Source organism: Abiotrophia defectiva ATCC 49176 (assembly GCF_000160075.2).
GTDB classification, from domain to species: Bacteria; Bacillota; Bacilli; order Lactobacillales; family Aerococcaceae; genus Abiotrophia; species Abiotrophia defectiva.
Genome location: NZ_KI535340.1, coordinates 239,469 through 261,745, shown reverse-complemented (window position 1 = coordinate 261,745; position 22,277 = coordinate 239,469). Strand labels below are relative to the sequence as shown.

Here is a 22,277-nt window from a genome sequence, read left to right as displayed (position 1 = left end):
GAGGCTTTTTCTTATTCTTGAAAACAAAAAAGACGACTCAGGAGTGAGACGTCTAAGAGAGTGTAGCTGCTTCATCAGCCCCAAAACCATGGCAGTGATTTGAGGTGGGTCAAGGGTTATTTTACACGGAGAATTTGCTGGCTATCCAAGAGGAAATCCAGGCCGGAGTCGCAGGCCATAAAACGAAAGTGGCCATTGCTTAAGAGGCCAGTGACATAAACACGGCGTTGGCCCAGTTGGATTTTGCCGGCTTTATCATAATATTCGTAGGTGAGCGTCAAGGCTTCTTGACTGACATAATGCTGATGTAGACGCTCCAGAACATGGTCCATAGGCATAATAAAAGCTTGAACATTCGCCTCTGAAGTCGGAGCTTGGAAGAAGGGTTGTAACAATTGGCGCGTTGCCTTGGATACATTGCTGAAGAGGGTGGGCATTGCTTTAGTATTTAATGAGAGTTCCATGGGGGTCATCCTTTCTATGCGAAATAATGTTCTCGCGAACACCTGTTCTATATCTCTAGTATACGAACATACGTTCATAATGTCAAGCACTTTTTTTCAAGGTATGGAAGGATGAAGGATTTTGCTATAAAAAACGGGATTGTTTTGGTATAATAGTAGGCGTATCCGAGTTATAGGAGGTGCAATTAAGTGTGAATACAACCATGAAAGAAATGCAGGCCATCGAGCGTGAAGCCGAAGCCTTAAGACGTGACTATCAAGAACAAGTAGCTGCCTTAGGCCAAGTGCGCGAGGAAGAGCTGGCAGGTGTCATCGCCCAGTTCGACCAAGTGACCCAAGGGCTAGTGGCAGAAGAAGAAGCCCAGTTAGAGGCACGCTATCAAGCCGCCCAGGTAGAATTAGCCTCAACCCAAGAGACAAGTCAAGCCTTGGTTGAGCAAGTCCTGGCTGGCCAGCGTGAACACTGGCTCCAACACATTTTGACAAAGGTGGTAGACAATTATGGCCGTTAGTCCAATGCAGAAGATTACCTTGGTGACAAGCAAGGCCCTTCTGCCGGAATTACTGACCGTCCTTCAGGAGGATGGCCAGGTCCATCTCAATAATCTTAAGGTTCTGGACGATTGGCAAGACCTTGAAGCCAATGAGCGAGGGACGTCTAAGCGGGAAGACGAGGCTGAAGCCGTCAATCTACTTCCCCAACTTCAGAAACGTCAGGAAAAGGTGCAAAAGGCGCTGACCCTCTATCAACAGCATTTGCCTAAGAAGGGTCTGGTAGCCTCTTTAACCGAGGGACTGCCAGAATTGACCTTCCAAGAATTGGAAGCCCAAGGACGTCAGTTCAATGAACAATTAGCTGTTAACCGAGCAAGTCAGCTCAATAAGCGACTCAAGGATTTAGAAAAAGAAGCTCAGACCTTGCAAGCGGACTTGGCCCTCTTGACCCAATGGCAAAAACTAGATGTCTTACCTCAAGGAGGCCAAGACCATCAAGTGGTCAATGTGGCAATAGGGACCGTTCCGGCAGACAGTATTGATCGTTACTACAAGGCTTTGGCAGCCTTGCCAGACTTAGTGGTCAAACGAGTCTTCAGTAATCCCCAAGAAGTAGGGGTTGTGGTCTTTAGTCAGAAATTATCCAGTCAAGCAGACTTCTTGGATAGCTTGGCACCTGCTTCCTTCCAGGCATTAGAGTATCCTTTTGAGCGCCTGCCTCAGGAGCAACTGCCATTGACCTCTGAACGGCTCAAGACAGTACAAGAAACCATCCAAGCCATTCGCCAAGAGTTGACCCAGTCTCAAGAGACGGTAGACCAACTCAAAGTTCAATTAGATTACTTAGCCAACCATAGTTTGCGTGAGGCAGCAAGCCAAAACGCTGGCTTAACTGAACATTTAGCGGCGGTTGAAGGTTGGACGGAAACACGCGCGACAGCGCATCTACAAGAGACGCTCAAGCAAGCTTTCAAAGGCTTAGTCGTTATGAAAGTTGCTGATGCCAAGGATGAAGAGCTAGACCAAGTACCAATTAAATTACGAAACCATCCTCTCGTGGCACCTTTTGAATCGGTGACTCGCATGTATGCCTTGCCTAAGTATAATGAAGTCGACCCAACGCCTTTCTTGGCTCCATTCTATTGGACCTTCTTCGGGATGATGGTAGCCGACTTGGGCTATGGTTTGCTGGTTATGTTAGCAACCGCAATCGGTCTCTGGTTGATTAAGGGACGAGAACGCCTAAGAACAACCTGTAAGTTCTACTTCTCTCTAGGGTTATCTACTGCTATCTGGGGGGCTATTTACGGGTCAGCCTTTGGCTTTAACCTACCATTTAAATTAATTGATACCAATACAGATGTTACGACCATCTTGCTGATTTCTGTCGGGTTAGGGTTCCTACAAATCATGACTGGACTCTTCCTCAATACCTATCAGAAAGCTAAACGACGTGACTTCCATGAAGCTTATGCCAATGGCTTGGCTTGGATTTTCATCTTGCTAGGCTTAGTCGCTATGATTCTGGGACCAATGATTCCAGGTGCAGCTTGGTTAGGCACAGTGGGTCAAATCCTGGCTATCGTCAATGCTATTGGGATTGTCCTTAGCTCCGTTATCAAGGCTAAGAGCCTAGGTGGACTGGGTTCAGGTCTCTACAATCTCTATGGGATTTCTGGTTACATTGGGGACTTTGTCTCTTATACACGTCTTATGGCCTTGGGCTTGTCAGGCGGGAGTATCGGGGCAGCCTTTAACACCATTGTGGCCTTTTTACCAGTATGGGCACGCTTTAGCATTGGGCTCTTGCTCTTTGTGCTCTTGCACGGCCTTAACATCTTCCTGTCCATGCTGTCAGGATATGTCCACGGCGCTCGTTTGATGTTCGTCGAATTCTTCGGTAAGTTCTACGAAGGCGGCGGTCAGCCATTCCAGCCCCTGGCACCAGTCAATCAAAACGTTCAAACAAAAGTAAAATCGGAGGAATAATTACATGGAACATTTAGCTGCTTACTTTACAGAATACGGGGGCGCCTTCTTTGCTGGCTTAGCCATCGCTATCGCTGTTATCTTTAGTGGGATGGGCTCTTCACGTGGGGTCGGGACTGCCGGTCAAGCCGCAGCCGCTTTATTGAAAGAAGAACCAGAAAAATTCGCCCAAGCCTTAATCTTACAACTCTTGCCTGGTACCCAAGGTCTTTATGGCTTCGTTATCGGCTTCTTCATCCTCTTGCGTATGTCTGCTGGGGTTAGCCTAGCAACTGGTTTGGCCTATGTTTTCGTAGCCTTGCCAGTAGGGGTAGTGGGTTACTTCTCTGCTAAGTATCAAGGGAATGTGGCGACTGCTGGTCTCCAAATCTTAGCAAAACGTCCTGAACATGTCATGAAAGGGGTCATCTTAGCGGCCATGGTAGAAACCTACGCGATTTTGGCCTTCGTTGTATCCTTCATGCTCTTAACCAACGTTCAATAGACGCTGGGGAGGAGGTCCTAATATGAGTGAAATGGAATCCTTGCGTCAAGCTATCTTGGCGCAGGTGACAGAAGAAGGAGAGGCCTTGCTCAGACGGGCGCGTCATGAACACCATGACTTGCTAGAAAAAGCTGAAGCACAAGCAATGGCGGAACGTGATCGCCATCGCCAACAGGCCTTGAATCAGGTGCGTAGTCGCTACCAACAACAATTACAACAAGTAGACTATCAGAAACGTCAAGCTAAATTGACTGCCAAACAAAAAGTCTTAACAGAACTTTTCACTGAGGCTTTGGCTCGGATGGAAGCCTGGGACAGCCAACAAATCTGGCAGTTCATGGAACCTGTCCTAAACCAATTTAGTGGCCAAGCCTTTGAATTAGCGCTAGGTGAAGACACGCAAGCTAAGTTCAGCCAAGACCAACTGGATCAACTGCAAGTGCGTTATCCAGATATGGCTCTTCGGGTGCCTTTGCGCCATGAAACAGGCTTTGTCATCACCCTAGGTCGGATTGAATACAACTACCTCTTCCGCGAATTGTTAACCGCTATCTATGAAGAGGAAGGCTATCAAATTGCCAATCAAATTTTTGCTGACTAAAAAGGAGGCTAGGACATGACGGTTCATGACTATTCTCAACTGAATACAGCCATTAGTGTCAAGGAACAAAGCTTCCTCAGTCGGGCTAACCTAGTCCAACTGCTGAATGCTGTCGATGATGAACAGCTAGCTCTTTATCTAGAAGGCACACCTTATAGCGTTCCTTTGGCCGAGATTCGGCAACACGATGTCTTAGACCAGACTATTATGAAGGCTCTGGCGGCGGACTATGATTTTGCTTACCAACAATGTCCAGACCCAAATCTGGTCAATGTTTTTGGGCTCAAGTATGTCTACCATAACCTTAAGCTCTTCCTGAAAATGCGGGCCATTGGTCGTGACTTGTCACATCTTCTGATTCCTATTGGTCCCTATCCCTTGGAGGCGCTCAAGCATTTGAGCCTGACCCTAGAGTCTGACCTATGCGATCCCTTGATTGTGGAAGAAGTGGCTCAGACTTGGTCAGAGTATAAGGACTATGAGAACACGGTCGCCATTGATATGGGGATGGATTCAGCCTATTTCCGTCATTTGCGGGTCATTGCTGATCAAAGCGACTTGCCGCTTCTGCAAGAATTAGTGGATGCCAAGATTGACTTTTTCAATGCCATTACGGCCTTGCGTGCCCTGGCTCAAGACAAGCCAAACAGTTTTGCCTATCAATTAATGTCTCGTAAGGGGACTAAGCGACCTAAGGAAATCTTGCATTTGGCGAAAGACGGCCAGTTAGCAAGTTGGTTTAATGCCTTTAATGCCTTGCCTTATACTAAGGTTTTTGATTCCTACGTCCAAGCGATGCAATCAGGCAAGATTCAAGCCAGTCAGATGGAACAACTGCAAGATCTCTATTTGACCCACTTAGTCAATAGTGCCTCCCTAGATGCCTTGTCTGGCGGACAGATTTTGCGTTATCTGAATGGGCGTGAGATGGAAGCAGTGAATCTGCGTTTGATTCTCCTTGGTCGAGCCAATGGTATCGCCAAAGAAGCCATCGAAGAAAGGATGCGACTGGGTTATCATGACAACTAAATCTTACAAAATTGCCGTAGTCGGCAACCATGATGCCATTCTGCCTTTTCAAATGATTGGGTTTGACATTTATCCTGTCCGTCAAGTAGAGGGACTGGGTCGCCTCTTGGCGCAGTTAGCTAAGGATAACTACGGCATTATTTACCTGACAGAAGATTATGCTCAAGAAATTCCAGAAGTTCTGGCACATTACCAAGGACTCGTAACACCGGCTGTTATCTTGATTCCAACCCATAAGGGGAGCCTAGGAATCGGCAAGCAACAGATTCAAGACAATGTTGAAAAAGCAGTCGGCCAAAATATCTTGTAAAGGAGGGGTTTGCTTGAAAAAAGGAAAAATTATTAAAGTATCAGGCCCTTTAGTGGTCGCTGATGGAATGGAAGAAGCCAATATTCAAGACATTTGCCGTGTTGGGCATCTGGGCTTAATTGGTGAAATTATCGAGATGCGGGGCGACCAAGCCTCCATCCAAGTCTATGAAGAAACGTCGGGCTTAGGCCCAGGTGAGCCAGTGGCTTCAACTGGTTTACCCCTGTCTGTTGAGCTAGGTCCTGGTATGATGTCTCAGATGTTTGACGGGATTCAACGGCCCCTAGAACGTTTCCGTAGCCAAACAGAAAGTGACTATCTCATTCGTGGGGTAGCCCTCCCTGTCTTAGACCGTGAACGCAGCTGGCATTTTATCCCTCAAGTTCAAGTAGGGGAAGCTGTTAAAGCCGGCCAAATTCTAGGCTATGTTCAAGAAACAGATTTAATCCAGCACCGTATCATGGTACCGAATGGCATTTCAGGGCGCTTGACGGCCATTGAAGAAGGCGACTATCGGGTGACGGACACCGTCTACCAAATTGAGGGTAAAGACGGCCAAGTCTTCCAAGGTACCTTGATGCAAAAATGGCCAGTTCGTAAGGGACGTCCTTTTGCCCGTAAGCTGATTCCGGTCGAACCGATGATTACGGGTCAGCGGGTAATCGATACCTTCTTCCCTGTAACCAAAGGGGGAGCAGCGGCTGTTCCAGGACCATTCGGGGCCGGTAAAACCGTGGTACAACACCAAATCGCTAAGTTTGCTAACGTGGACATCGTCGTTTACGTTGGTTGTGGTGAACGTGGGAATGAGATGACGGACGTCTTGAACGAATTCCCAGAATTGATTGACCCAGCCAGTGGTAAGTCCATCATGGAACGGACCATTCTGATTGCCAATACCTCCAATATGCCGGTGGCGGCGCGTGAAGCCTCTATTTATACAGGGATTACCATTGCCGAATACTTCCGTGACATGGGTTATTCTGTTGCCATTATGGCGGACTCAACCTCTCGTTGGGCTGAAGCCCTGCGGGAAATGTCCGGTCGTCTGGAAGAAATGCCAGGGGATGAAGGCTATCCAGCTTACCTAGGGAGCCGAATTGCGGAATACTATGAACGAGCAGGTCGTGTGGAGGTCTTAGGTTCTGGCTTAGAAGGGACCATCACCGCTATTGGGGCCGTTTCGCCTCCAGGTGGGGATATTTCTGAGCCAGTTACCCAAAACACCTTACGTATTGTTAAAGTTTTCTGGGGCTTAGATGCTGGTTTGGCGCAACGTCGTCACTTCCCATCGATTAACTGGTTGAACTCTTACTCGCTCTATAGTGATGAAGTGGGTCAATATATTGACCAAACGCAGCAAGTCGATTGGGCTGCTAAGGTCACCAAGGCTATGAACCTGCTCCAAGAAGAGAGTGAATTGGAAGAAATCGTGCGTTTAGTTGGGGTAGATTCCCTATCGCCAAAAGACCGCATGACCCTCAATACGGCGCGGATGATTCGGGAAGACTTCTTGCAACAGAATGCCTTTGATGAAGTCGATACCTACACATCTTTTGCTAAGCAATATGCTATGTTGACCAACATTCTGCGCTTCCACGAAGTGGCGCAAGAAGCCTTGGTTTTAGGTGCTTATTTCCATGAAATCATGTCTGGAACCGTGGACTTGCGGGACCGTATTGCCCGGAGCAAGTTCATTCCTGAAGCGGAGCTAGATCGTATTAAGGCTCTAGCCCAAGAAATTGACTCAAGTATCCATCAAATCTTAGCCCAAGGAGGTGAACTCGATGGCAGTCATTAAAGAATACCGCACGGTTAGTGAAGTAGTAGGCCCCTTAATGTTGGTTGAAGACGTCCAAGGAGTTCGCTTTAACGAACTGGTGGAAATCCGCCTACATAATGGTGAGTTCCGCCAAGGGCAAGTCTTGGAAGTCCAAGAAGACAAAGCCTTGGTCCAACTCTTTGAAGGTTCGGCTGGTATTAACCTAGCTAGCGCCAAGGTACGGTTTACTGGTAAACCCCTGCATTTGGGGGTTTCGGAAGACATGGTCGGCCGTGTCTTCAACGGCATGGGGGAAGCCATCGATGGTGGCCCAGACCTCATTCCTGAACAATACCTTGACATTGATGGTCAGGCTATTAACCCGGTTGCGCGGGATTATCCGGATGAATTCATTCAGACTGGGATTTCGGCCATTGACCACCTCAATACCTTGGTTCGGGGGCAGAAATTACCTGTCTTCTCAGGTTCAGGTCTGCCTCATAAGGAATTAGCCGCACAGATTGCCCGTCAAGCAACCGTACTTAACTCAGATGAAAACTTCGCCGTGGTCTTTGCCGCTATGGGGATTACCTTTGAAGAAGCGGAATTCTTTATGAATGACCTGCGTGAAACAGGTGCTATGGACCGTTCCGTCCTCTTCATCAACTTGGCCAACGACCCAGCTATCGAGCGGATTGCAACTCCTCGGATTGCCCTGACGACAGCAGAATACTTGGCTTATGAGAAGGATATGCACGTTCTGGTTATTATGACCGACATGACCAACTACTGCGAAGCCTTGCGTGAAGTCTCGGCAGCACGTCGGGAAGTGCCAGGTCGTCGTGGTTATCCAGGTTATCTCTATACCAACCTGTCTACCCTCTACGAGCGTGCTGGCCGGATTATTGGTAAGAAGGGTTCAGTTACCCAAATTCCAATCCTGACCATGCCAGAAGATGACATTACCCATCCAATTCCTGACTTGACCGGTTATATCACCGAAGGTCAAATTATCCTATCACGGGACCTCTATAATAGTGGTTACCGGCCACCAATTAATGTCCTTCCATCCCTGTCCCGTCTTAAAGATAAGGGGTCAGGTGAAGGTAAGACCCGTTACGACCATGCGCCAACCATGAACCAGCTCTTTGCAGCTTATGCGACTGGTAAGCAGGCTAAGGAATTAGCTGTCGTTTTAGGGGAGTCGGCCCTGTCCGATGTGGACCGTAAATACATTGAGTTCACCAACCGTTTTGAAGAAGAGTATATCAACCAAGGTTTCTATACCAACCGTTCAATCCAAGAAACCTTAGACTTGGGTTGGGAATTGCTTTCTATCTTGCCACGGACAGAACTCAAGCGGATTAAGGATGATATGTTGGATACCTTCCTTAAACCAGCAGAATAGGGGGATGGAAGATGGCGCGCTTAGATGTCAAACCGACCCGGATGGAACTCAATAACCTCAAGGATCGTCTGAAAATCGCCAGCCGTGGCCACAAGCTCCTCAAGGATAAGCGGGATGAATTGATGAGACAGTTTATCGAATTGATCCGGCAAAACAACCAACTTCGCCAGAAGGTGGAAGGGAACTTAGTTGAAGGTATGCAAGACTTCGTGCTGGCTAAGTCCCTAGAGAGCGATGCCATGGTGCAGGAACTCTTCGCTGTACCTTCTAAGGAAGTGGCCTTGCAAATTCGTCTGGACTCTATCATGAGTGTGGCGGTACCTAAGCTCTTCGCAGATGTCAAGGAAGCAGCCAATGCTAGCGAAGTACCATACTCTTATGTCGGGTCCAACAGCGAAATGGACCAGGCCATTGGCTCGATTACGGCCTCCCTAGACGACCTCTTGAAGTTAGCGGAAATCGAGAAGACTTGCCAACTCATGGCAGATGAGATTGAAAAAACGCGTCGCCGTGTTAATGGTTTAGAGTATCAGATTATTCCGCAGTTAGAAGAGACCATTTACTATATCGAAATGAAGCTTGAAGAAGCCGAACGGGCCAACCTGATTCGGATGATGAAAGTGAAGAATATGTAAGCTTAAGAGGCTGGGAGGATTCCCAGCCTCTTTTGTCGTGTGTAGACTTGGACACATATTTTTAAAGATTTCCTTATCGCCAGAGGTCATCCATTTAGTTTGAAGGGTATTTGTGATAGAATAGAAGTAAGCGTATTAGAAAGTCTAGTTAAGGAATGAATGTCATGAAAGATTTACCAATTGGCTTTATCGATTCAGGTTATGGGGGCCTGACAGTGGTCAAGCAAAGCCTCAAGCAACTGCCCAATGAATCCATTATTTACTTGGGGGACAATGCCCGGTGCCCTTATGGGCCACGGTCCATGGAAGAGGTCAAGGACTATATTTGGCAGTTAACCCGCTTCCTGCTTAAAAAAGGCATTAAGATGCTCGTCATTGCCTGCAATACCGGGACAGCTGCAGCCTTGGAAGAGATTCGCCAGACCTTGGACATTCCAGTGGTCGGGGTCATTCATCCTGGTAGCCGGGCTGCCATTGAGCGGACAGAAAATAACCATATTGGAGTTATCGGGACCCAGGGGACCATTGCAAGTAACCTTTATGAACGGGTCATGAAGGATAAGGCAGACTATTTGCAGGTTACGAGTGTGGCCTGCCCAAGCTTTGTCCAATTAGTAGAAGATCACCAACTCAATAGCCCTCTGGCCTGGCAGCAGGTTCGAGAAAGCTTAAGTGCCTTTGACCAGACAGGGATTGATACTCTGGTCATGGGCTGCACCCATTATCCCCACCTCAAGCCACTGATTCAGGCGGTCATGGGGCAAGGAGTGACCTTGATTGATTCAGGGGTAGAGACCTTGAATGAGGTCAGCATGCTCTTAGACTATTTTGGTTTGAGTCGCAGTGCCAAAGACGCGCAGATTCAGCCACCAAGCCAGCATTTCTATACGACAGGGGATGCAAAGCAATTTGCTCAGTTCGTGACTGCTTGGTTGGAACAAGCAGAGCCAAGCATCGGTCAGTGCCAAATTGAAGGAGATGAGATTCTTGAAGTTAGTCATCGCAACGCAGAATAAAGGCAAAGTAGCCGAATTTGAACGTCTTTTGGGGCCTAAGGGCATTGAAGTTGTCTCGCTCTTAGACTATCCTGATTTACCAGAGGTTGAAGAGACGGGGGATAGTTTCGAAGCCAATGCCCGACTCAAGGCAGAAAGCATTGCTAAGCTTTTGAATTTACCAGTCTTAGCAGATGATTCGGGTCTAGTGGTACCTTATCTAAATGGTGCACCCGGCATCTATTCGGCTCGCTATGCCGGCCAACCTAAGTCTGACAAGGCCAATATTGACAAGCTCTTGCGGGAAATGAGTCAAGCCAGAGGGGACCAACGTCAGGCCTACTTCGTCACTTGCCTAGTGTTGGCCTCGCCTGACCACGACAGTTATGTCGTAGAAGGGCGGGCCTATGGGACCATTGCCCTGGAGCCTAGTGGAGACTCGGGCTTTGGCTATGATCCAGTTTTCTATGTGGACCAAGAAGGGGCTACCTTTGCCCAAATCCCACTAAGTCGTAAGAACCAAATCAGCCATCGGGCCAATGCCATTAAGGCCCTCTTGGCTAGCCTACCTGAATGGCTTGAGGTGACAGCATGAAAATTTTATTAATGAGTGACAATCATGGCCGTTGGCCTAAAGTCCATGAATTAGTGGAGTATTACCGGCCACAAGTTGATCTCATTCTGCATTGCGGAGACTCAGAGTTTGCCCCTGATGATCCCGTCTGGGAAAAAGTAGATGCGGTGGTAACCGGTAATAATGACTATGACCCAGAATATCCGGATGAACTGATTATCAACACGCGCCAAGGGCGTATTTTCCTGACGCATGGCCATTTCCATAATGTCTACTTTAATAGCAAACGGATGGTCAAGGCAGCTCATGACAATCATTGCCAGTTTGCCTTCCACGGCCATACCCATGTGGCCTATGCCAAGATTGAGGATGGCGTCTTGCTCTGTAATCCGGGTAGCCTTAACTACTCACGGGGCTCCTTACCTTATCGGACCTATGCCATCCTAACTTTTGAAGCTCAAACTGTTAAAGTTGAGTTCTACGATGATGACAAACATCGCTTGGATCAGTTGACCCAAGTTTTTGATCGAAATTTACTTGAGGAGGCTGGACATGATACATCCCAAAATTGAAGCCTTAGTTGCTAGCAAGATGCTGGACTTCATGATTCCAGCGGATAATGTTGCCAATGTGATTGACCAACATACCCTAAGTACCGGGCTTTTAATCTTAACCCAGTCCAACTATACCATGATTCCGGTTTTGTCAGCCGAGTCTAAGTTGATGGGGGTCATCTCCATGTCCATGATCATCAAAGCCGTCATGACGGTAGATGCCATTGAAATGGAGCGCCTGGACGAGCTGAAGGTTCGTGATGTTATGCTGAGTCAACCGGTGCGTGTCCAAGCTAATTGTCATTTAGCGGATGTGCTCAACTACTTAATTGATCAGAACTTTGTCTGCGTGGTGGATGGGGATAACCGTTTCTTAGGCATTATTACTCGTAAGAACGTTATGCAGCGTCTAACCCACCTTTTGCATTTGACTTCCAATCCTGGAGAGGTGGCTCGCCTTATTAAACTTTTCGAGACTGCTGAGGCAGTGGTCTAGCAAAGGGGGCAGGCAGAGATGGTGGATGTCTTTAACCAAATTAGTCATTTAGCCTGGCAGGAAATTCTCAACCGGCTCTGGCAATTCTTCCTAGTAACGGTCATCTTTTGGCTGGGGAGAGGCTTGGTCAATCGCTTTTTCGAATCTAGATTGCGCCACAAGGTCTTCCAGGTAGCACCTAAGACTTCACCTCAAAGACTCCAGACCATTTGGACCATTACTAAGAATGCTATTAACTATGCCTTTTATTTCTTCTATGTCTATGCTGTTCTAGGTATCCTAGGTTTTCCAGTTTCAACCTTAGTAGCCGGGGCCGGGATTGCCGGGGTAGCCGTCGGGTTAGGGATCAAGGACTTCATTACCGATGTGGTCAATGGCTTCTTCATTATTTTGGAGGGACAATACGAAGTAGGCGAAGAAGTCAAAATCGGGGACATTCGAGGCAAGGTCCAGACGGTGGGAATTCGGACGACAATTATCCAGGGAACCAGTGGCAATCGCTACTATATTCCAAATGGAGATATTAGTATTGTCAATAACCTTAGTCGGGAGAACCGCCAAATTGTCATTGATTTACCCATTACGGACCAGACCCAGCTGGAAGACTTGGCCCATCAGGTTCAAGTCATAACGGAGGGGCTGAGCCAGGACTATGCAGAGGATTTGACAGCTGAACCGGTCATTAGCGGTGTGGTCAAGGATACGACCACAGGGAAATTTTATTATCAGATTTCCTTCTATGTGACCAACGGTGCTCAGGGGCGGTTGACAGGGGCATTTTATTTCCGCTATTTGACCCAGCTTCAACAGGCTGGGATTCATCTCTTGGATTAAGTGCTTACCTTGTTCTCCTCTTAGAATCGTGGTATGATAAGAATAGTAAAGTTTAACGTGAAAGGATTTGAGGCAGAATGGAATGGACAAGCATTGCGGCCTTGATTGCGGCGCTAGCCTTTGCGCTATTAGTCCTCTTTCTGTGTTGGACCTTAATTGGTTTCAACAAAATCATGAAAGAAGTTAAGCAAACGGTGGTCGAGGTCAATGATTCCATCAAAATCATTACCAAAGATGTGGACCAACTCTCAATTGAAGTGGAAGGACTTCTTAATAAGTCCAATAGCTTGGTTGACGATCTGAATGGCAAGTTAGCACAAACTGACCCGCTCTTCAAGGCCGTAGGCGATTTGGGGACTTCAGTCAGTGGCGTACAGGCTTCTACTCGTAAGGTGACCCAATCCTTCAAGGCAGGCCACTTCTTAAAACGTGTGACACCTTTTGGCAACCGTAAGCAAGAAGCAGAAACTAAGGCGCCAGCAGCAGCGGGTGTCAAACCGACGACGCCTACAGCTGACAAGCCTAAGCCTAAGGCGACGGGATCACAGTTGGATTACTTAATCCAGAAGAAACCGTCACAAACGGCGGGCGAAATTACACTAAAGAAATGAGGTATGAAGCATGTCAAGAAAATCAGGATTTTTTGCAGGTTTAGTATGGGGGAGCCTTGTAGGGGCTGCCGTAGCCCTCTTGTATGCCCCAAAGGCAGGGAAAGAATTGCGGGAGGACTTGACTGAGCGTGCTCATGAATACAAGGACTTAGCAGGTGAACGTTTTGTTGAATATCGCGACCTCGCCTTAGAACGGGCAGGGGAGTACCGCGATTTAGCAGTCGAAAAAGGGGTTAACTTCTATGATGCGGCTAACAGCAAGACGGAAGAAATCCGGGTGAGCTTAGCTAAATCAGCCCAAGAACTCAAGGACCAATTAGTTCACGCTACCTTCCCTTCAAAGCAAGAGGAAGTAGCAGAAGATGCTGAGACGGTTATTACGGAGTTCAAGGAAGCCTTAGAACAACAAGCTAACCAAGCAGAAGAAGCCTAAGAATTGATAACTGGAAACGGCAATATCGTTTCCAGTTTTTTGATGGGTAAAAATCCTGATAAGAAAGCGTTTTGAAATACAAAATGGCAATTGAAAGCCCCCCTGACATATGGTACACTTAGCAAAGGAATAATCCATCAGCACCAGACGGTGTGATTTTTCATTATAAAAAGGAGTTATGTAATATGTCATTAGGCGTACGTTTATTTGCAGAATTTTTAGCCACTGCCATGTTAATCGTCTTAGGTAACGGGGCTGTTGCCAACGTTGACTTAAAAGGCACTAAAGCGGGTAGCGGCGAAGGGGCTCACGGTTGGAACCTGATTGCGATCGGTTATGGTTTTGCGGTTATGATGCCAGCCATGATCTTCGGTCATGTCAGCGGTAACCACATCAACCCAGCTTTCACCCTCGGTTTGGCTATCAATGGTAACTTCCCATGGGCAGAAGTTGTGCCTTACATTGTGGCTCAATTCTTAGGGGCTATGTTCGGTCAACTCTTAGTAGTGGCAATGTACAAGCCTTACTATGATCAAACAACCAACCAAGCTCACATCTTGGGGACTTTCTCAACGGCTAACGCTGCTAACAGCCATTTGAACGGTTTTGTGGGCGAATTTATTGGTTCTTTCATCCTCTTCTTCGCAGCAGTAGGGATTACCAAAGGGCAAATGTTCGCTAACAACCCAGGTTTGGCTCACTTAGCGCTTGGTTTCTTGGTATGGGCTTTGGTTATCGCAGTCGGTGGGCCAACCGGTCCAGCCCTCAACCCAGCTCGTGACTTAGGTCCACGTTTGGTTCACCAATTCTTACCACTTAAGAACAAAGGGGACTCTAACTGGTCTTACGCTTGGGTACCAGTACTTGCCCCAATTTGTGCAGGGATTTTAGCAGTCTTTGTTTTCAACACTTTCTTCTTAGTAAAATAAAGACCTTTTTAGAGGCTGGGATTATCCCAGCCTCTTTGCTTATCTAGAAATTGGTCGACCTTAGTGGGTTGCTTACTTAAGCACTCTTTGCCTAGCTAGGAGTGACTCCCGTTAGGCTTCGTGGTATAATAGGAGCGGAGGTGTCTTATGAGTGAATTAAGCCGTTGGATTGAAGCCTGTGAGGAATGTCAATCCCTGGACCAAGTGAATAGTGTCTTAGAAGGAGCACTCCTAGAGGCACCAGATGATGCCCAAACCTATCAGGGACTGCTAGATTTATCGGATTACTTTGCTAAGCGGGGCTATCGGGAGTGGCAAGTCTGGCTCTTAGACCAGCTCTATCAGCTGACTCATAAGAAAAAGGTTGCTTATTACCTGGCCAAGGCCTGCTTCCAGCTAGCTGATTATCACAGTGCCTATGAATGGTTGAGCAGGGCCAAGACAGACCAAGCCGTCTTTCTTGTCCAATGGTTAGAGGCTCAGATTCTCTTTGAACTGGGGCAAGTAAAGGCCTGCCAGAAGGTCTTACAGAACTTAATTCAGACCTATCCGACTCGCTTTGAGCCTTATCAACTGTTAGCTCAAGCCAAGATTGAAGAGGGGGACTATAGCAAGGCCAAGGACTACTATCAAGTCTTGCTAGACTACTTTTCAGATAAGGTGGACCGAGCCTTGATTCGGCAACGGCTGCTGGCTTTAGCTTTAGAAGATGAGATGATTCAGCTAGAATGGATTCAATCCCTAGTAAGTTGGAAAGACCTGCCACTGGTTAGTGCGGAAGATTATTATCTCTTGGCCCTGGCCTATCAAAAGGCGGGGCATCTGGCTCTCGCCTATGAGGCTGCTCAACAAGCTCTTGCCCTGGACTTAGATTCTGTGGACATTCATTACTTAGCGGCAGAATTGGCTTTGGGCCTGGGACACCAAGCTAGCTTGAGGGAAAATCTTGACTGGCTCTTTCAAGTGACTCTGGCAGATGATGGACGAATAGCGGATTATCTGGCCTTATGCCAGGCCATTGACTATCTGACACCAACCATTAAGGACAAGTTGATGGATGCCTATTTGCTCCAGGAAGATGAAGACTTGACCTATGCCATCGCCACCTATCTGATTGCTTGGTTAGCTCAGCATGAGGGCGCCCAGGCAGCCTTAGAGGTCTTAGATACTCTGGCGCCTGACTTCCCAGATCCGGAGTATCTGTCTTGTCTCTATGCACCGCTCTATGCGGACCTAGGCCTGCGGAAGCAGGCTCAAGCAGCCTATCAAGAGGCCTTGGACCTGATGGCGGGAGACCAGGATTTTTGGTTACAAGCCCGTCAGTATTTTGAGTCTTGGGGATTAGACCAAGAAGTTGCCACTTTAGACCGAATTTTGGCGGAAGCAGACCATGAATCTCAGGATATAGAAGAGTAAAGATAAGTCTCAGAAAGGAGGAAACACTGTGATTAATAAGCATCAACGTAAACGTCAGTTTATTGCTTGGCTCTTACAGCATTACCGGCATGCCAACCCAACGGTTAATTATTTTTTAGAGTTTTTAATGGTTCAGCCTGATTATATTCAATATGTTGAGTTCTCGGATCAAGTCGAGTATGCCAGTCACGGTGTCTATATCTCCTATGTGGAGCAGACGGCAGTGCCTTTCCGTTACTATAAGGAAGGCAAATCCTACAGTTCTTGTGAGCAGGCTTTCCATGACCTGAGACTCAATGCTCAAGGGGCTCAACCCGTCACTTTTTATATAGAACTTAATATTCCTGACTATATTGCGACCCTCTATCGTTATGATCTCTTTACTCAGCCGGATTATTTACCTGAAGATAGTGCCTTTTTGGATCAATTGGAAATGGGACTGACTCAGGTTACCCGCCAAGTCAGACGCAAGCAATTGAAGGAGCAGGTCGACCTAGCTTTAGATCAGGGAGCTTTTGATATCGTCAATCAACTATTAAATCAACTGGAGGAACTAGAAGGGCATGACCAAGACTATTAATCTCAATAATCCCTTGTTTCAGACGGCCATGCCCCTCCTAGAAGCCATTGAGTCTCATGGTTATGAGGCTTATTTTGTTGGTGGGTGTGTGCGTGATGCCCTTTTAGGCAAGGAAATTCATGATATTGACATTGCAACCAGTGCGACACCGGATGAAATCCAGGGGATTTTTCCGGTCACTTTTGATGTGGGCAAGAAGCACGGGACCATTGTAGTGGTCTACAAGAAAGAAAACTATGAAATTACCACCTTCCGAACGGAGGGGACCTATAGTGATCGGCGCCGGCCTGACCAGGTGAACTTTGTTCGCAATTTACGCGAGGATACGCTGAGACGGGACTTCACCATTAATGCCTTGGCTTTGGACCGCTTAGGCAGGGTCTATGACTACCACGGCGGCGAGCAGGATCTACAAGCCGGCATTATCCGTGCTGTCGGGACTGCCATGGAACGTTTCGATGAAGATGCCCTGCGTATGATGCGAGCCCTGCGCTTTGCCAGTCAGTTAGGGTTTGAGATTGAGTCCCAGACCTTTGAAGCCATTGGCCAGCTAGCCCCTAATTTATCCTATGTGTCCATTGAGCGCATTCGGATTGAACTCAGTAAGCTCATGCAAGGTGACTATCTAGGGACAAGCTATAAAGCCTTGACTGAATCTGGTCTTTGCGCTTATTTATTGGGCATGGAGCAAGTAGATGCCTTATCTGTCTGGCAGCAGGTTTATGAGACACTAGCTGCTCAAATTGCTGCTGGGCTAGCGCGCGATGAACGTTTGGTTTGGTGGGCTTTAGTTAAGGCCTTGGGCTTGGATTCAACTCAGGCCCGCGCCTTCCTGCGCGACTGGAAGCACAGCAATCCCTTTATTAAGGATGTCAGTGACTTACTGGAGCTGGATCAAGCCTTTGCTTCAGGCCCACTGGATGCTTGGCAACTTTATCAGATGCCAACCCATGTTTTGGCTATTTATGAGACCTATGCCTTCCATCAAGGCTGGTTGAGCCAATCGAATCAATTGAGCCAGGCTAAGGCCCAATTGCCGCTTGCCAGTCGGTCAGATTTGGCCATTAATGGGCAAAAGGTCATGGAGGCCTTAGGCTTAAGCCGAGGTAATGCCGGACTTGGGCGCCTACTTTTGGAGCTGGAGCGCCAGGTTGTCATGGGGGATTTGCCTAATGAGCCAGCCGTTCTCTTGGCCCAAGCTCAAGCGTTAGGAGCTGATTATCTTGAAAGCTAAAGGAATAAGAATTGCGGTTGTCGATTTAGAGACAACGGGCTCTCACCTAGATCAGGGTGATCAAATTATCCAAATTGGGGCTGTCCTAATTGAAGATGGACAAGTCCTAGCTCAACATAGTATGTTACTCAATCCTGAGCGTAACATTCCGACTCATATTACGGCCATTACAGGCATTCAATCAGACCAGGTTCAGGATGCGCCGACCTTTAGCCAGGTGGCAGGTCTCTGGTATGAGCGACTTAAAGACTGCTTCTTTGTGGCCCACAATCTAGGTTTTGACTTGACTTTTTTGCAGGCCAAGTTTGCTGAACAAGGCTTAGACTTTCAGCCACCTGCCTTGGACACTGTCCAATTGGCGAAAATCTTCCTGCCTCAGGCGCCGGGTTTTAACTTGCAGGATTTGAGCCAGTTCTTTGGTTTGAACTTCCAAGACGCCCATGATGCCCTGGGGGATGCCCGGATGACGGCCCATTTGTTGGATGTCTTAGCTCACCAGGCAGCTGATTTGGACTATGGGACTAAGCTGGCCCTGCAGCCGATTTTTAAGGCTTTGCCCTATCAAGCCAGTCAGTTTCTTAACCAAGCTAGCAGCTTTTATTGCCAAGTAAATTGGCCGGAAGGGCAGGGCATCAGTCAAACTCAAGCTAGTCATTCTAGCCTAATTAGCGCCAAGCAAAGAACCGCGGTAGCCTATTGGCAAGAAGCCGGTCAGGATAAATCGCCCTTAGTCCTAGAAGCGCATGCTCGTCAGGATCACCAAGGCTTGGCACTGGCTCTACTCCATGCTTGGCGTCAAGAAGGGGACAAGGCCCTGCTAGTTCTAGAAAATGAGGGCCAAATTAGTCATTGGCAGACCTTGTGGCAAGAAGTTACGGGTCAGCAAGCGGGGCTCTATCGACCAGCCTATCAGTTTATCGATATGGCTTCGGTTTACCAATTCTGCCATGAATTTGATTTAAGCCGGGCCAACCAACAAGAGCTTACCGTTCTAGCGGCTGCTTTGGTTTGGTTGACGAACAGCCAGTACGGCTGTTTGGATGAATTGAACTCTGAACTGGATATTAGTCAGATCATGCGGCGCTATGATTTTGTGGCGAAGACGGGTAAGAAGGTGGGCTATCACCGTTACCTGGAGGGGCTTAAAGCCAAAGACTTAGTTTTAATGAGCCAAAAAGACTGGCTGTCTTTAAAGCAAGTCGCTGACAGCCCGCTGGCCTTTCTGGGTCAGGCTCGGGTCCTGGTCCTAGATTTAGAGGCCAGTTACCAAGGCCTGGTGGACCAAGAAAGCATTAGCCTGGATGCCAGCCAGCTCTTTGTAGAGCTGAAGGCCTTACTAGATCAAGGTCAGGAGGAGGCCCAGCTCGAGTCCTGTCTAGCCACTAGCTATGACCTGCTAGAAAGTATGCGGGCAGAGTTTGAAGCCAGTGATTTAGGTAATGCTAGCAATGATTGGTGGACAGCCTGCCTAGTCAAGGGCAGCCCCCGCTATTTGACGGTCATGGCTCAAGTGGCGACTTTAGGCCAGCAGCTACAGGACTGGTTAAAAACCGTCAAACTAGCAGCCAAACAAAAACGGACCTACCGCCATCTGGCAACGACCTGTCGACTACTAGCCAAGCAGTCAGAGGGGAGCTATGTTCGACTTCAAGGCCAGGTCAGCAATGGCCAAATCTACCAATTGGCCCTTAGCCGGGTGCCTTTAATCATGAGAAACAAGCACTTGCCTCAGCTAAGCCAATACCGACAGCTAGCTTTCTTGTCAGACGGTCAGTATGACCAGCCTTTAGGCTATGGCTTGTCGCGTTTCTGGCAAGTGGAGGCCACTTACTTAAGCTTACCTGAGCAGGGGCAGGCCAGCAGTCTGACCCTCCAGGTGCCATTGGCTTATGCCCAGTCAGGCCAGGGCTATGAAGAGGCCGAGCAATTGTTGGCCTTTATCAAGGACCAGCTAGCGGATAAGGGGACCAGCCACGTCTTAATCCTAGCTAATAACAAGGCCCAAGCCCAGACATACTACCGTCTCCTATGGGAAAGTTCCCTACTGGAAGAGGGCTATCTGATTTATAGCCAGGGACAAAATGGTAGCCTTAAGAAAATTAAGCGCCGCGCCGAAGCCGATGACAAGGCCATTGTTATTGTGCCCAGACGTCTCTTCCTAGAGGAGTCTTTTACCTTGTCAGTCGATCAGCTCTTAGTAGTCTTGGACCGTCTGCCGTTTGATTCCTTGACTAATGAGCGGACCCTAGGCCAAAGTCAGGTGCTTGGCATATCAGATAACCAGGCTTTTGATCAACTGACCCTACCGCAGATGATTTTCCGTCTTAAGAAATTGCTAGCTCAGGTCGCTAGCTCTCGTTGCAAGGCGGACTACTATCTCCTGGATGAACGTGTTTGGACTCGTTATTATAGCCCTAAGGTTGAGGAATACTTGGCGCCCGCCATTGACCTGGTTCCCATCTTGCCCAGTCACTAATCCTGCCTAGTCAGCTAGCCAAAAATTCATGCAATTTTGGAGAAATTATGGTATGATAGTACAGATAAGTGGCGACAGGAGGAGTCAAGTATGTTAAACCGTAAAGTGGTCTCAGGACTGACGCTCTTTTTCCTCATCATCTTTCTCATCTTTGCTTGGGTCTTCTATTCAAGCCAAGCTAAATCGCATCAAGCTCAACAAGAAGCCGTGCGATTGATTGAGACGGACTACACTGTCAAAGACGTCAAAAAATTCTACTGGACGACCATTTCTGAGGCTTACTTTGCCTTGGATTTTGTGGATGACAGTGGCCAAGAACGTTATGCGATTGTGAAACGTGAGGGTGGGACCGTTAATTACTACACGCCAAGTCAAATTATCTCAGAAGAGGATGCCAAGGCCATTGCTTTAGCAGACAATGAGAATTATAAGATTATGCAGGCGCGTTTGGGCATGATTAAAGACACGCCCGTCTGGGAAATCACCATCAAGAATGATAATAATACCTTGACCTATTACTACCTCAATGCGCAGGATGGGTCCTGGTTACAAAAAATCGAAAATATTTAAGACAAGACTATGGAGGCAGGCAGAATGCAGACAATTACCATGCGTCAAGCAGCAGATTATATTGATCAAACGGTCATCATCAAGGCATGGGTGACCAACAAACGGAGCAGTGGGAAGATTGCCTTCTTACAATTGCGTGATGGCTCCGCTTATTTCCAAGCCATTGTGGTTAAGGCCGATGTCAGCGAAGAAACCTTTGCTTTGGCTAAGGGCCTTAACCAAGAAACCAGTGTGAAGGTAGTCGGTAAGATTCAAGCAGACACTCGTTCAGCTTTAGGCTATGAGCTCTTGGTTCAAGACATTGAAGTGATTGGTGAGAGTCATGACTACCCAATCACACCAAAAGAACACGGGACTGACTTCTTGATGGATCACCGCCACCTCTGGCTTCGTTCATCTAAGCAACATGCTATTATGCAAATTCGTAACGAAATTATCCGGGCAACCTACGAGTTCATGAACCAAGAAGGCTTGATTAAGGTAGACCCACCAATTTTGACGGGTTCTGCGCCAGAAGGGACTACTGAGCTCTTCCACACCAAGTACTTTGATGAAGATGCCTTCCTTTCTCAGTCTGGTCAGCTCTATCTAGAAGCAGCAGCTATGGCTTTCGGTAAGGTCTTCTCTTTCGGGCCAACCTTCCGGGCTGAAAAATCTAAGACTCGTCGTCACTTGATTGAATTCTGGATGATGGAAGTAGAATTAGCCTTCGTTGAACACGAAGAAAACCTACAATTCCAAGAACGTTATGTGGCTCACCTGGTTCGCAATGTGATTGACCACTGTGGTCTAGCTCTTAAGACCTTGAACCGTGATGTGGCAGTCTTGGAACAATACACCAAATTGCCTTATCCACGTATTAGCTATACGGATGCCATCAAGCTCTTGAACGACAATGGCTTTGATGATATCCAATGGGGCGATGACTTTGGTTCACCACATGAAACCTTCATTGCTAGCCAATACGACCGTCCAATCTTCATCGTCAACTATCCTAAGGCTATTAAGCCATTCTATATGCGCATTAATGAAGAAGACCCACGCACTGTTCTATGTGCGGATATGATTGCACCAGAAGGTTACGGTGAAGTCATTGGGGGCTCTGAACGTATTGTGGACTTTGAGACCTTAGATGAAAATATTAAGGCCTACAACTTAGATCCATCGGCTTATGCTTGGTACCTTGACCTCCGTAAGTATGGCGCTGTGCCACACTCTGGTTTTGGTCTTGGCTTGGAGCGGGCAGTGGCTTGGTTATCAGGGATTGAACATATCCGTGAAACCTCACCATTCCCACGCTTGCTCAACCGTATTTACCCATAATAAAAATTCCCATTATATCATATATGATATAATGGGAATTTTTTTCTGCTTAGAAAAACCACCTAGCTCTACTTA

Annotated in this window: 24 protein-coding genes; 23 read left to right on the top strand and 1 reads right to left on the bottom strand. The window is 47.6% G+C overall.

Going from position 1 to position 22,277, the window contains the following annotated elements; genetic code table 11:
* Window positions 1-116 precede the first annotated feature (116 nt).
* Window positions 117-464: a hypothetical protein gene (locus GCWU000182_RS01210; RefSeq protein WP_035363856.1), complete on the bottom strand. Its 348-nt coding sequence runs from the start codon at window positions 462-464 to the stop codon at window positions 117-119.
* A 191-nt stretch (window positions 465-655) separates the two neighbouring features.
* On the opposite strand from GCWU000182_RS01210, the gene GCWU000182_RS01205 reads away from it, so the two are divergent.
* The 23 genes from GCWU000182_RS01205 (at window position 656) to asnS (ending at window position 22,202) form a co-directional block, all read left to right on the top strand.
* Entirely contained in the window at window positions 656-976 is a 321-nt protein-coding gene (locus tag GCWU000182_RS01205) for a hypothetical protein (protein WP_156905280.1), read from the top strand.
* A complete protein-coding gene (locus tag GCWU000182_RS01200) occupies window positions 966-2,948 on the top strand; it encodes a V-type ATP synthase subunit I (RefSeq protein WP_023390904.1) in 1,983 nt (660 codons plus the stop codon). Before GCWU000182_RS01205 ends, GCWU000182_RS01200 begins: the two co-directional genes overlap by 11 nt.
* A gap of 4 nt (window positions 2,949-2,952) precedes the next feature.
* On the top strand, window positions 2,953-3,432 hold the full coding sequence (locus tag GCWU000182_RS01195; protein ID WP_023390903.1) for a V-type ATP synthase subunit K: 480 nt from the start codon (window positions 2,953-2,955) through the stop codon (window positions 3,430-3,432).
* A gap of 22 nt (window positions 3,433-3,454) precedes the next feature.
* Window positions 3,455-4,033 (top strand): hypothetical protein, encoded by a 579-nt coding sequence (locus GCWU000182_RS01190; RefSeq protein ID WP_023390902.1) that lies wholly within the window; start codon window positions 3,455-3,457, stop codon window positions 4,031-4,033.
* Window positions 4,034-4,048: 15 nt separating this feature from the next.
* Complete coding sequence (locus tag GCWU000182_RS01185; protein WP_023390901.1) at window positions 4,049-5,062, top strand: V-type ATPase subunit; 1,014 nt, start codon at window positions 4,049-4,051, stop codon at window positions 5,060-5,062.
* Window positions 5,052-5,372, top strand: coding sequence for a V-type ATP synthase subunit F (locus tag GCWU000182_RS01180; RefSeq protein ID WP_023390900.1), 321 nt, complete (start codon window positions 5,052-5,054; stop codon window positions 5,370-5,372). Before GCWU000182_RS01185 ends, GCWU000182_RS01180 begins: the two co-directional genes overlap by 11 nt.
* A gap of 13 nt (window positions 5,373-5,385) precedes the next feature.
* On the top strand, window positions 5,386-7,173 hold the full coding sequence (locus GCWU000182_RS01175; protein WP_035363854.1) for a V-type ATP synthase subunit A: 1,788 nt from the start codon (window positions 5,386-5,388) through the stop codon (window positions 7,171-7,173).
* Complete coding sequence (locus GCWU000182_RS01170; RefSeq protein ID WP_023390898.1) at window positions 7,160-8,542, top strand: V-type ATP synthase subunit B; 1,383 nt, start codon at window positions 7,160-7,162, stop codon at window positions 8,540-8,542. The genes GCWU000182_RS01175 and GCWU000182_RS01170 overlap by 14 nt, the downstream gene beginning before the upstream one ends.
* A gap of 11 nt (window positions 8,543-8,553) precedes the next feature.
* Window positions 8,554-9,177, top strand: a complete 624-nt coding sequence (locus GCWU000182_RS01165; RefSeq protein ID WP_023390897.1) for a V-type ATP synthase subunit D — start codon at window positions 8,554-8,556, stop codon at window positions 9,175-9,177.
* 164 nt (window positions 9,178-9,341) lie between these two features.
* Window positions 9,342-10,193 carry a glutamate racemase gene (gene racE / locus GCWU000182_RS01160; protein WP_035363852.1) on the top strand — a complete coding sequence of 284 codons (852 nt, stop codon included), beginning with the start codon at window positions 9,342-9,344 and terminating at the stop codon, window positions 10,191-10,193.
* A complete protein-coding gene (locus GCWU000182_RS01155) occupies window positions 10,165-10,767 on the top strand; it encodes an XTP/dITP diphosphatase (RefSeq protein WP_035363850.1) in 603 nt (200 codons plus the stop codon). The genes racE and GCWU000182_RS01155 overlap by 29 nt, the downstream gene beginning before the upstream one ends.
* The gene (locus tag GCWU000182_RS01150; protein ID WP_023390894.1) at window positions 10,764-11,318 is read left to right on the top strand and encodes a metallophosphoesterase family protein; all 555 of its coding nucleotides are present in this window, start codon (window positions 10,764-10,766) and stop codon (window positions 11,316-11,318) included. Before GCWU000182_RS01155 ends, GCWU000182_RS01150 begins: the two co-directional genes overlap by 4 nt.
* A complete protein-coding gene (gene cbpB / locus GCWU000182_RS01145; protein ID WP_023390893.1) occupies window positions 11,299-11,796 on the top strand; it encodes a cyclic-di-AMP-binding protein CbpB in 498 nt (165 codons plus the stop codon). Before GCWU000182_RS01150 ends, cbpB begins: the two co-directional genes overlap by 20 nt.
* A gap of 18 nt (window positions 11,797-11,814) precedes the next feature.
* A complete protein-coding gene (locus tag GCWU000182_RS01140) occupies window positions 11,815-12,630 on the top strand; it encodes a mechanosensitive ion channel family protein (RefSeq protein WP_023390892.1) in 816 nt (271 codons plus the stop codon).
* Between the two features lie 77 nt (window positions 12,631-12,707).
* Entirely contained in the window at window positions 12,708-13,241 is a 534-nt protein-coding gene (locus GCWU000182_RS01135) for a DUF948 domain-containing protein (RefSeq protein ID WP_023390891.1), read from the top strand.
* A gap of 10 nt (window positions 13,242-13,251) precedes the next feature.
* Window positions 13,252-13,674: a YtxH domain-containing protein gene (locus GCWU000182_RS01130; protein WP_023390890.1), complete on the top strand. Its 423-nt coding sequence runs from the start codon at window positions 13,252-13,254 to the stop codon at window positions 13,672-13,674.
* 185 nt (window positions 13,675-13,859) lie between these two features.
* Window positions 13,860-14,603: an MIP/aquaporin family protein gene (locus tag GCWU000182_RS01125; protein ID WP_023390889.1), complete on the top strand. Its 744-nt coding sequence runs from the start codon at window positions 13,860-13,862 to the stop codon at window positions 14,601-14,603.
* 147 nt (window positions 14,604-14,750) lie between these two features.
* On the top strand, window positions 14,751-16,019 hold the full coding sequence (locus GCWU000182_RS01120) for a tetratricopeptide repeat protein (protein WP_023390888.1): 1,269 nt from the start codon (window positions 14,751-14,753) through the stop codon (window positions 16,017-16,019).
* 28 nt (window positions 16,020-16,047) lie between these two features.
* Entirely contained in the window at window positions 16,048-16,599 is a 552-nt protein-coding gene (locus GCWU000182_RS01115; protein WP_023390887.1) for a YpiB family protein, read from the top strand.
* Window positions 16,583-17,833, top strand: coding sequence for a CCA tRNA nucleotidyltransferase (locus GCWU000182_RS01110; RefSeq protein WP_023390886.1), 1,251 nt, complete (start codon window positions 16,583-16,585; stop codon window positions 17,831-17,833). The genes GCWU000182_RS01115 and GCWU000182_RS01110 overlap by 17 nt, the downstream gene beginning before the upstream one ends.
* Entirely contained in the window at window positions 17,823-20,309 is a 2,487-nt protein-coding gene (locus GCWU000182_RS01105) for an exonuclease domain-containing protein (protein ID WP_023390885.1), read from the top strand. The genes GCWU000182_RS01110 and GCWU000182_RS01105 overlap by 11 nt, the downstream gene beginning before the upstream one ends.
* A gap of 90 nt (window positions 20,310-20,399) precedes the next feature.
* Window positions 20,400-20,879 carry a PepSY domain-containing protein gene (locus GCWU000182_RS01100; RefSeq protein ID WP_035363848.1) on the top strand — a complete coding sequence of 160 codons (480 nt, stop codon included), beginning with the start codon at window positions 20,400-20,402 and terminating at the stop codon, window positions 20,877-20,879.
* A gap of 24 nt (window positions 20,880-20,903) precedes the next feature.
* Window positions 20,904-22,202, top strand: a complete 1,299-nt coding sequence (gene asnS, locus GCWU000182_RS01095; protein WP_035363846.1) for an asparagine--tRNA ligase — start codon at window positions 20,904-20,906, stop codon at window positions 22,200-22,202.
* Window positions 22,203-22,277: the final 75 nt, after the last annotated feature.

Excerpts from the sequence above, each read along its gene's own strand:
- GCWU000182_RS01210 (WP_035363856.1), bottom strand. The coding sequence starts at position 464 with ATGGAACTCTCATTAAATACTAAAGCAATGCCCACCCTCTTCAGCAAT.
- GCWU000182_RS01200 (WP_023390904.1), top strand. The coding sequence starts at position 966 with ATGGCCGTTAGTCCAATGCAGAAGATTACCTTGGTGACAAGCAAGGCC.
- GCWU000182_RS01195 (WP_023390903.1), top strand. The coding sequence starts at position 2,953 with ATGGAACATTTAGCTGCTTACTTTACAGAATACGGGGGCGCCTTCTTT.
- GCWU000182_RS01190 (WP_023390902.1), top strand. The coding sequence starts at position 3,455 with ATGAGTGAAATGGAATCCTTGCGTCAAGCTATCTTGGCGCAGGTGACA.
- GCWU000182_RS01185 (WP_023390901.1), top strand. The coding sequence starts at position 4,049 with ATGACGGTTCATGACTATTCTCAACTGAATACAGCCATTAGTGTCAAG.
- GCWU000182_RS01180 (WP_023390900.1), top strand. The coding sequence starts at position 5,052 with ATGACAACTAAATCTTACAAAATTGCCGTAGTCGGCAACCATGATGCC.
- GCWU000182_RS01170 (WP_023390898.1), top strand. The coding sequence starts at position 7,160 with ATGGCAGTCATTAAAGAATACCGCACGGTTAGTGAAGTAGTAGGCCCC.
- GCWU000182_RS01165 (WP_023390897.1), top strand. The coding sequence starts at position 8,554 with ATGGCGCGCTTAGATGTCAAACCGACCCGGATGGAACTCAATAACCTC.
- racE (WP_035363852.1), top strand. The coding sequence starts at position 9,342 with ATGAAAGATTTACCAATTGGCTTTATCGATTCAGGTTATGGGGGCCTG.
- GCWU000182_RS01150 (WP_023390894.1), top strand. The coding sequence starts at position 10,764 with ATGAAAATTTTATTAATGAGTGACAATCATGGCCGTTGGCCTAAAGTC.
- cbpB (WP_023390893.1), top strand. The coding sequence starts at position 11,299 with ATGATACATCCCAAAATTGAAGCCTTAGTTGCTAGCAAGATGCTGGAC.
- GCWU000182_RS01140 (WP_023390892.1), top strand. The coding sequence starts at position 11,815 with ATGGTGGATGTCTTTAACCAAATTAGTCATTTAGCCTGGCAGGAAATT.
- GCWU000182_RS01135 (WP_023390891.1), top strand. The coding sequence starts at position 12,708 with ATGGAATGGACAAGCATTGCGGCCTTGATTGCGGCGCTAGCCTTTGCG.
- GCWU000182_RS01130 (WP_023390890.1), top strand. The coding sequence starts at position 13,252 with ATGTCAAGAAAATCAGGATTTTTTGCAGGTTTAGTATGGGGGAGCCTT.
- GCWU000182_RS01125 (WP_023390889.1), top strand. The coding sequence starts at position 13,860 with ATGTCATTAGGCGTACGTTTATTTGCAGAATTTTTAGCCACTGCCATG.
- GCWU000182_RS01120 (WP_023390888.1), top strand. The coding sequence starts at position 14,751 with ATGAGTGAATTAAGCCGTTGGATTGAAGCCTGTGAGGAATGTCAATCC.
- GCWU000182_RS01110 (WP_023390886.1), top strand. The coding sequence starts at position 16,583 with ATGACCAAGACTATTAATCTCAATAATCCCTTGTTTCAGACGGCCATG.
- GCWU000182_RS01100 (WP_035363848.1), top strand. The coding sequence starts at position 20,400 with ATGTTAAACCGTAAAGTGGTCTCAGGACTGACGCTCTTTTTCCTCATC.
- asnS (WP_035363846.1), top strand. The coding sequence starts at position 20,904 with ATGCAGACAATTACCATGCGTCAAGCAGCAGATTATATTGATCAAACG.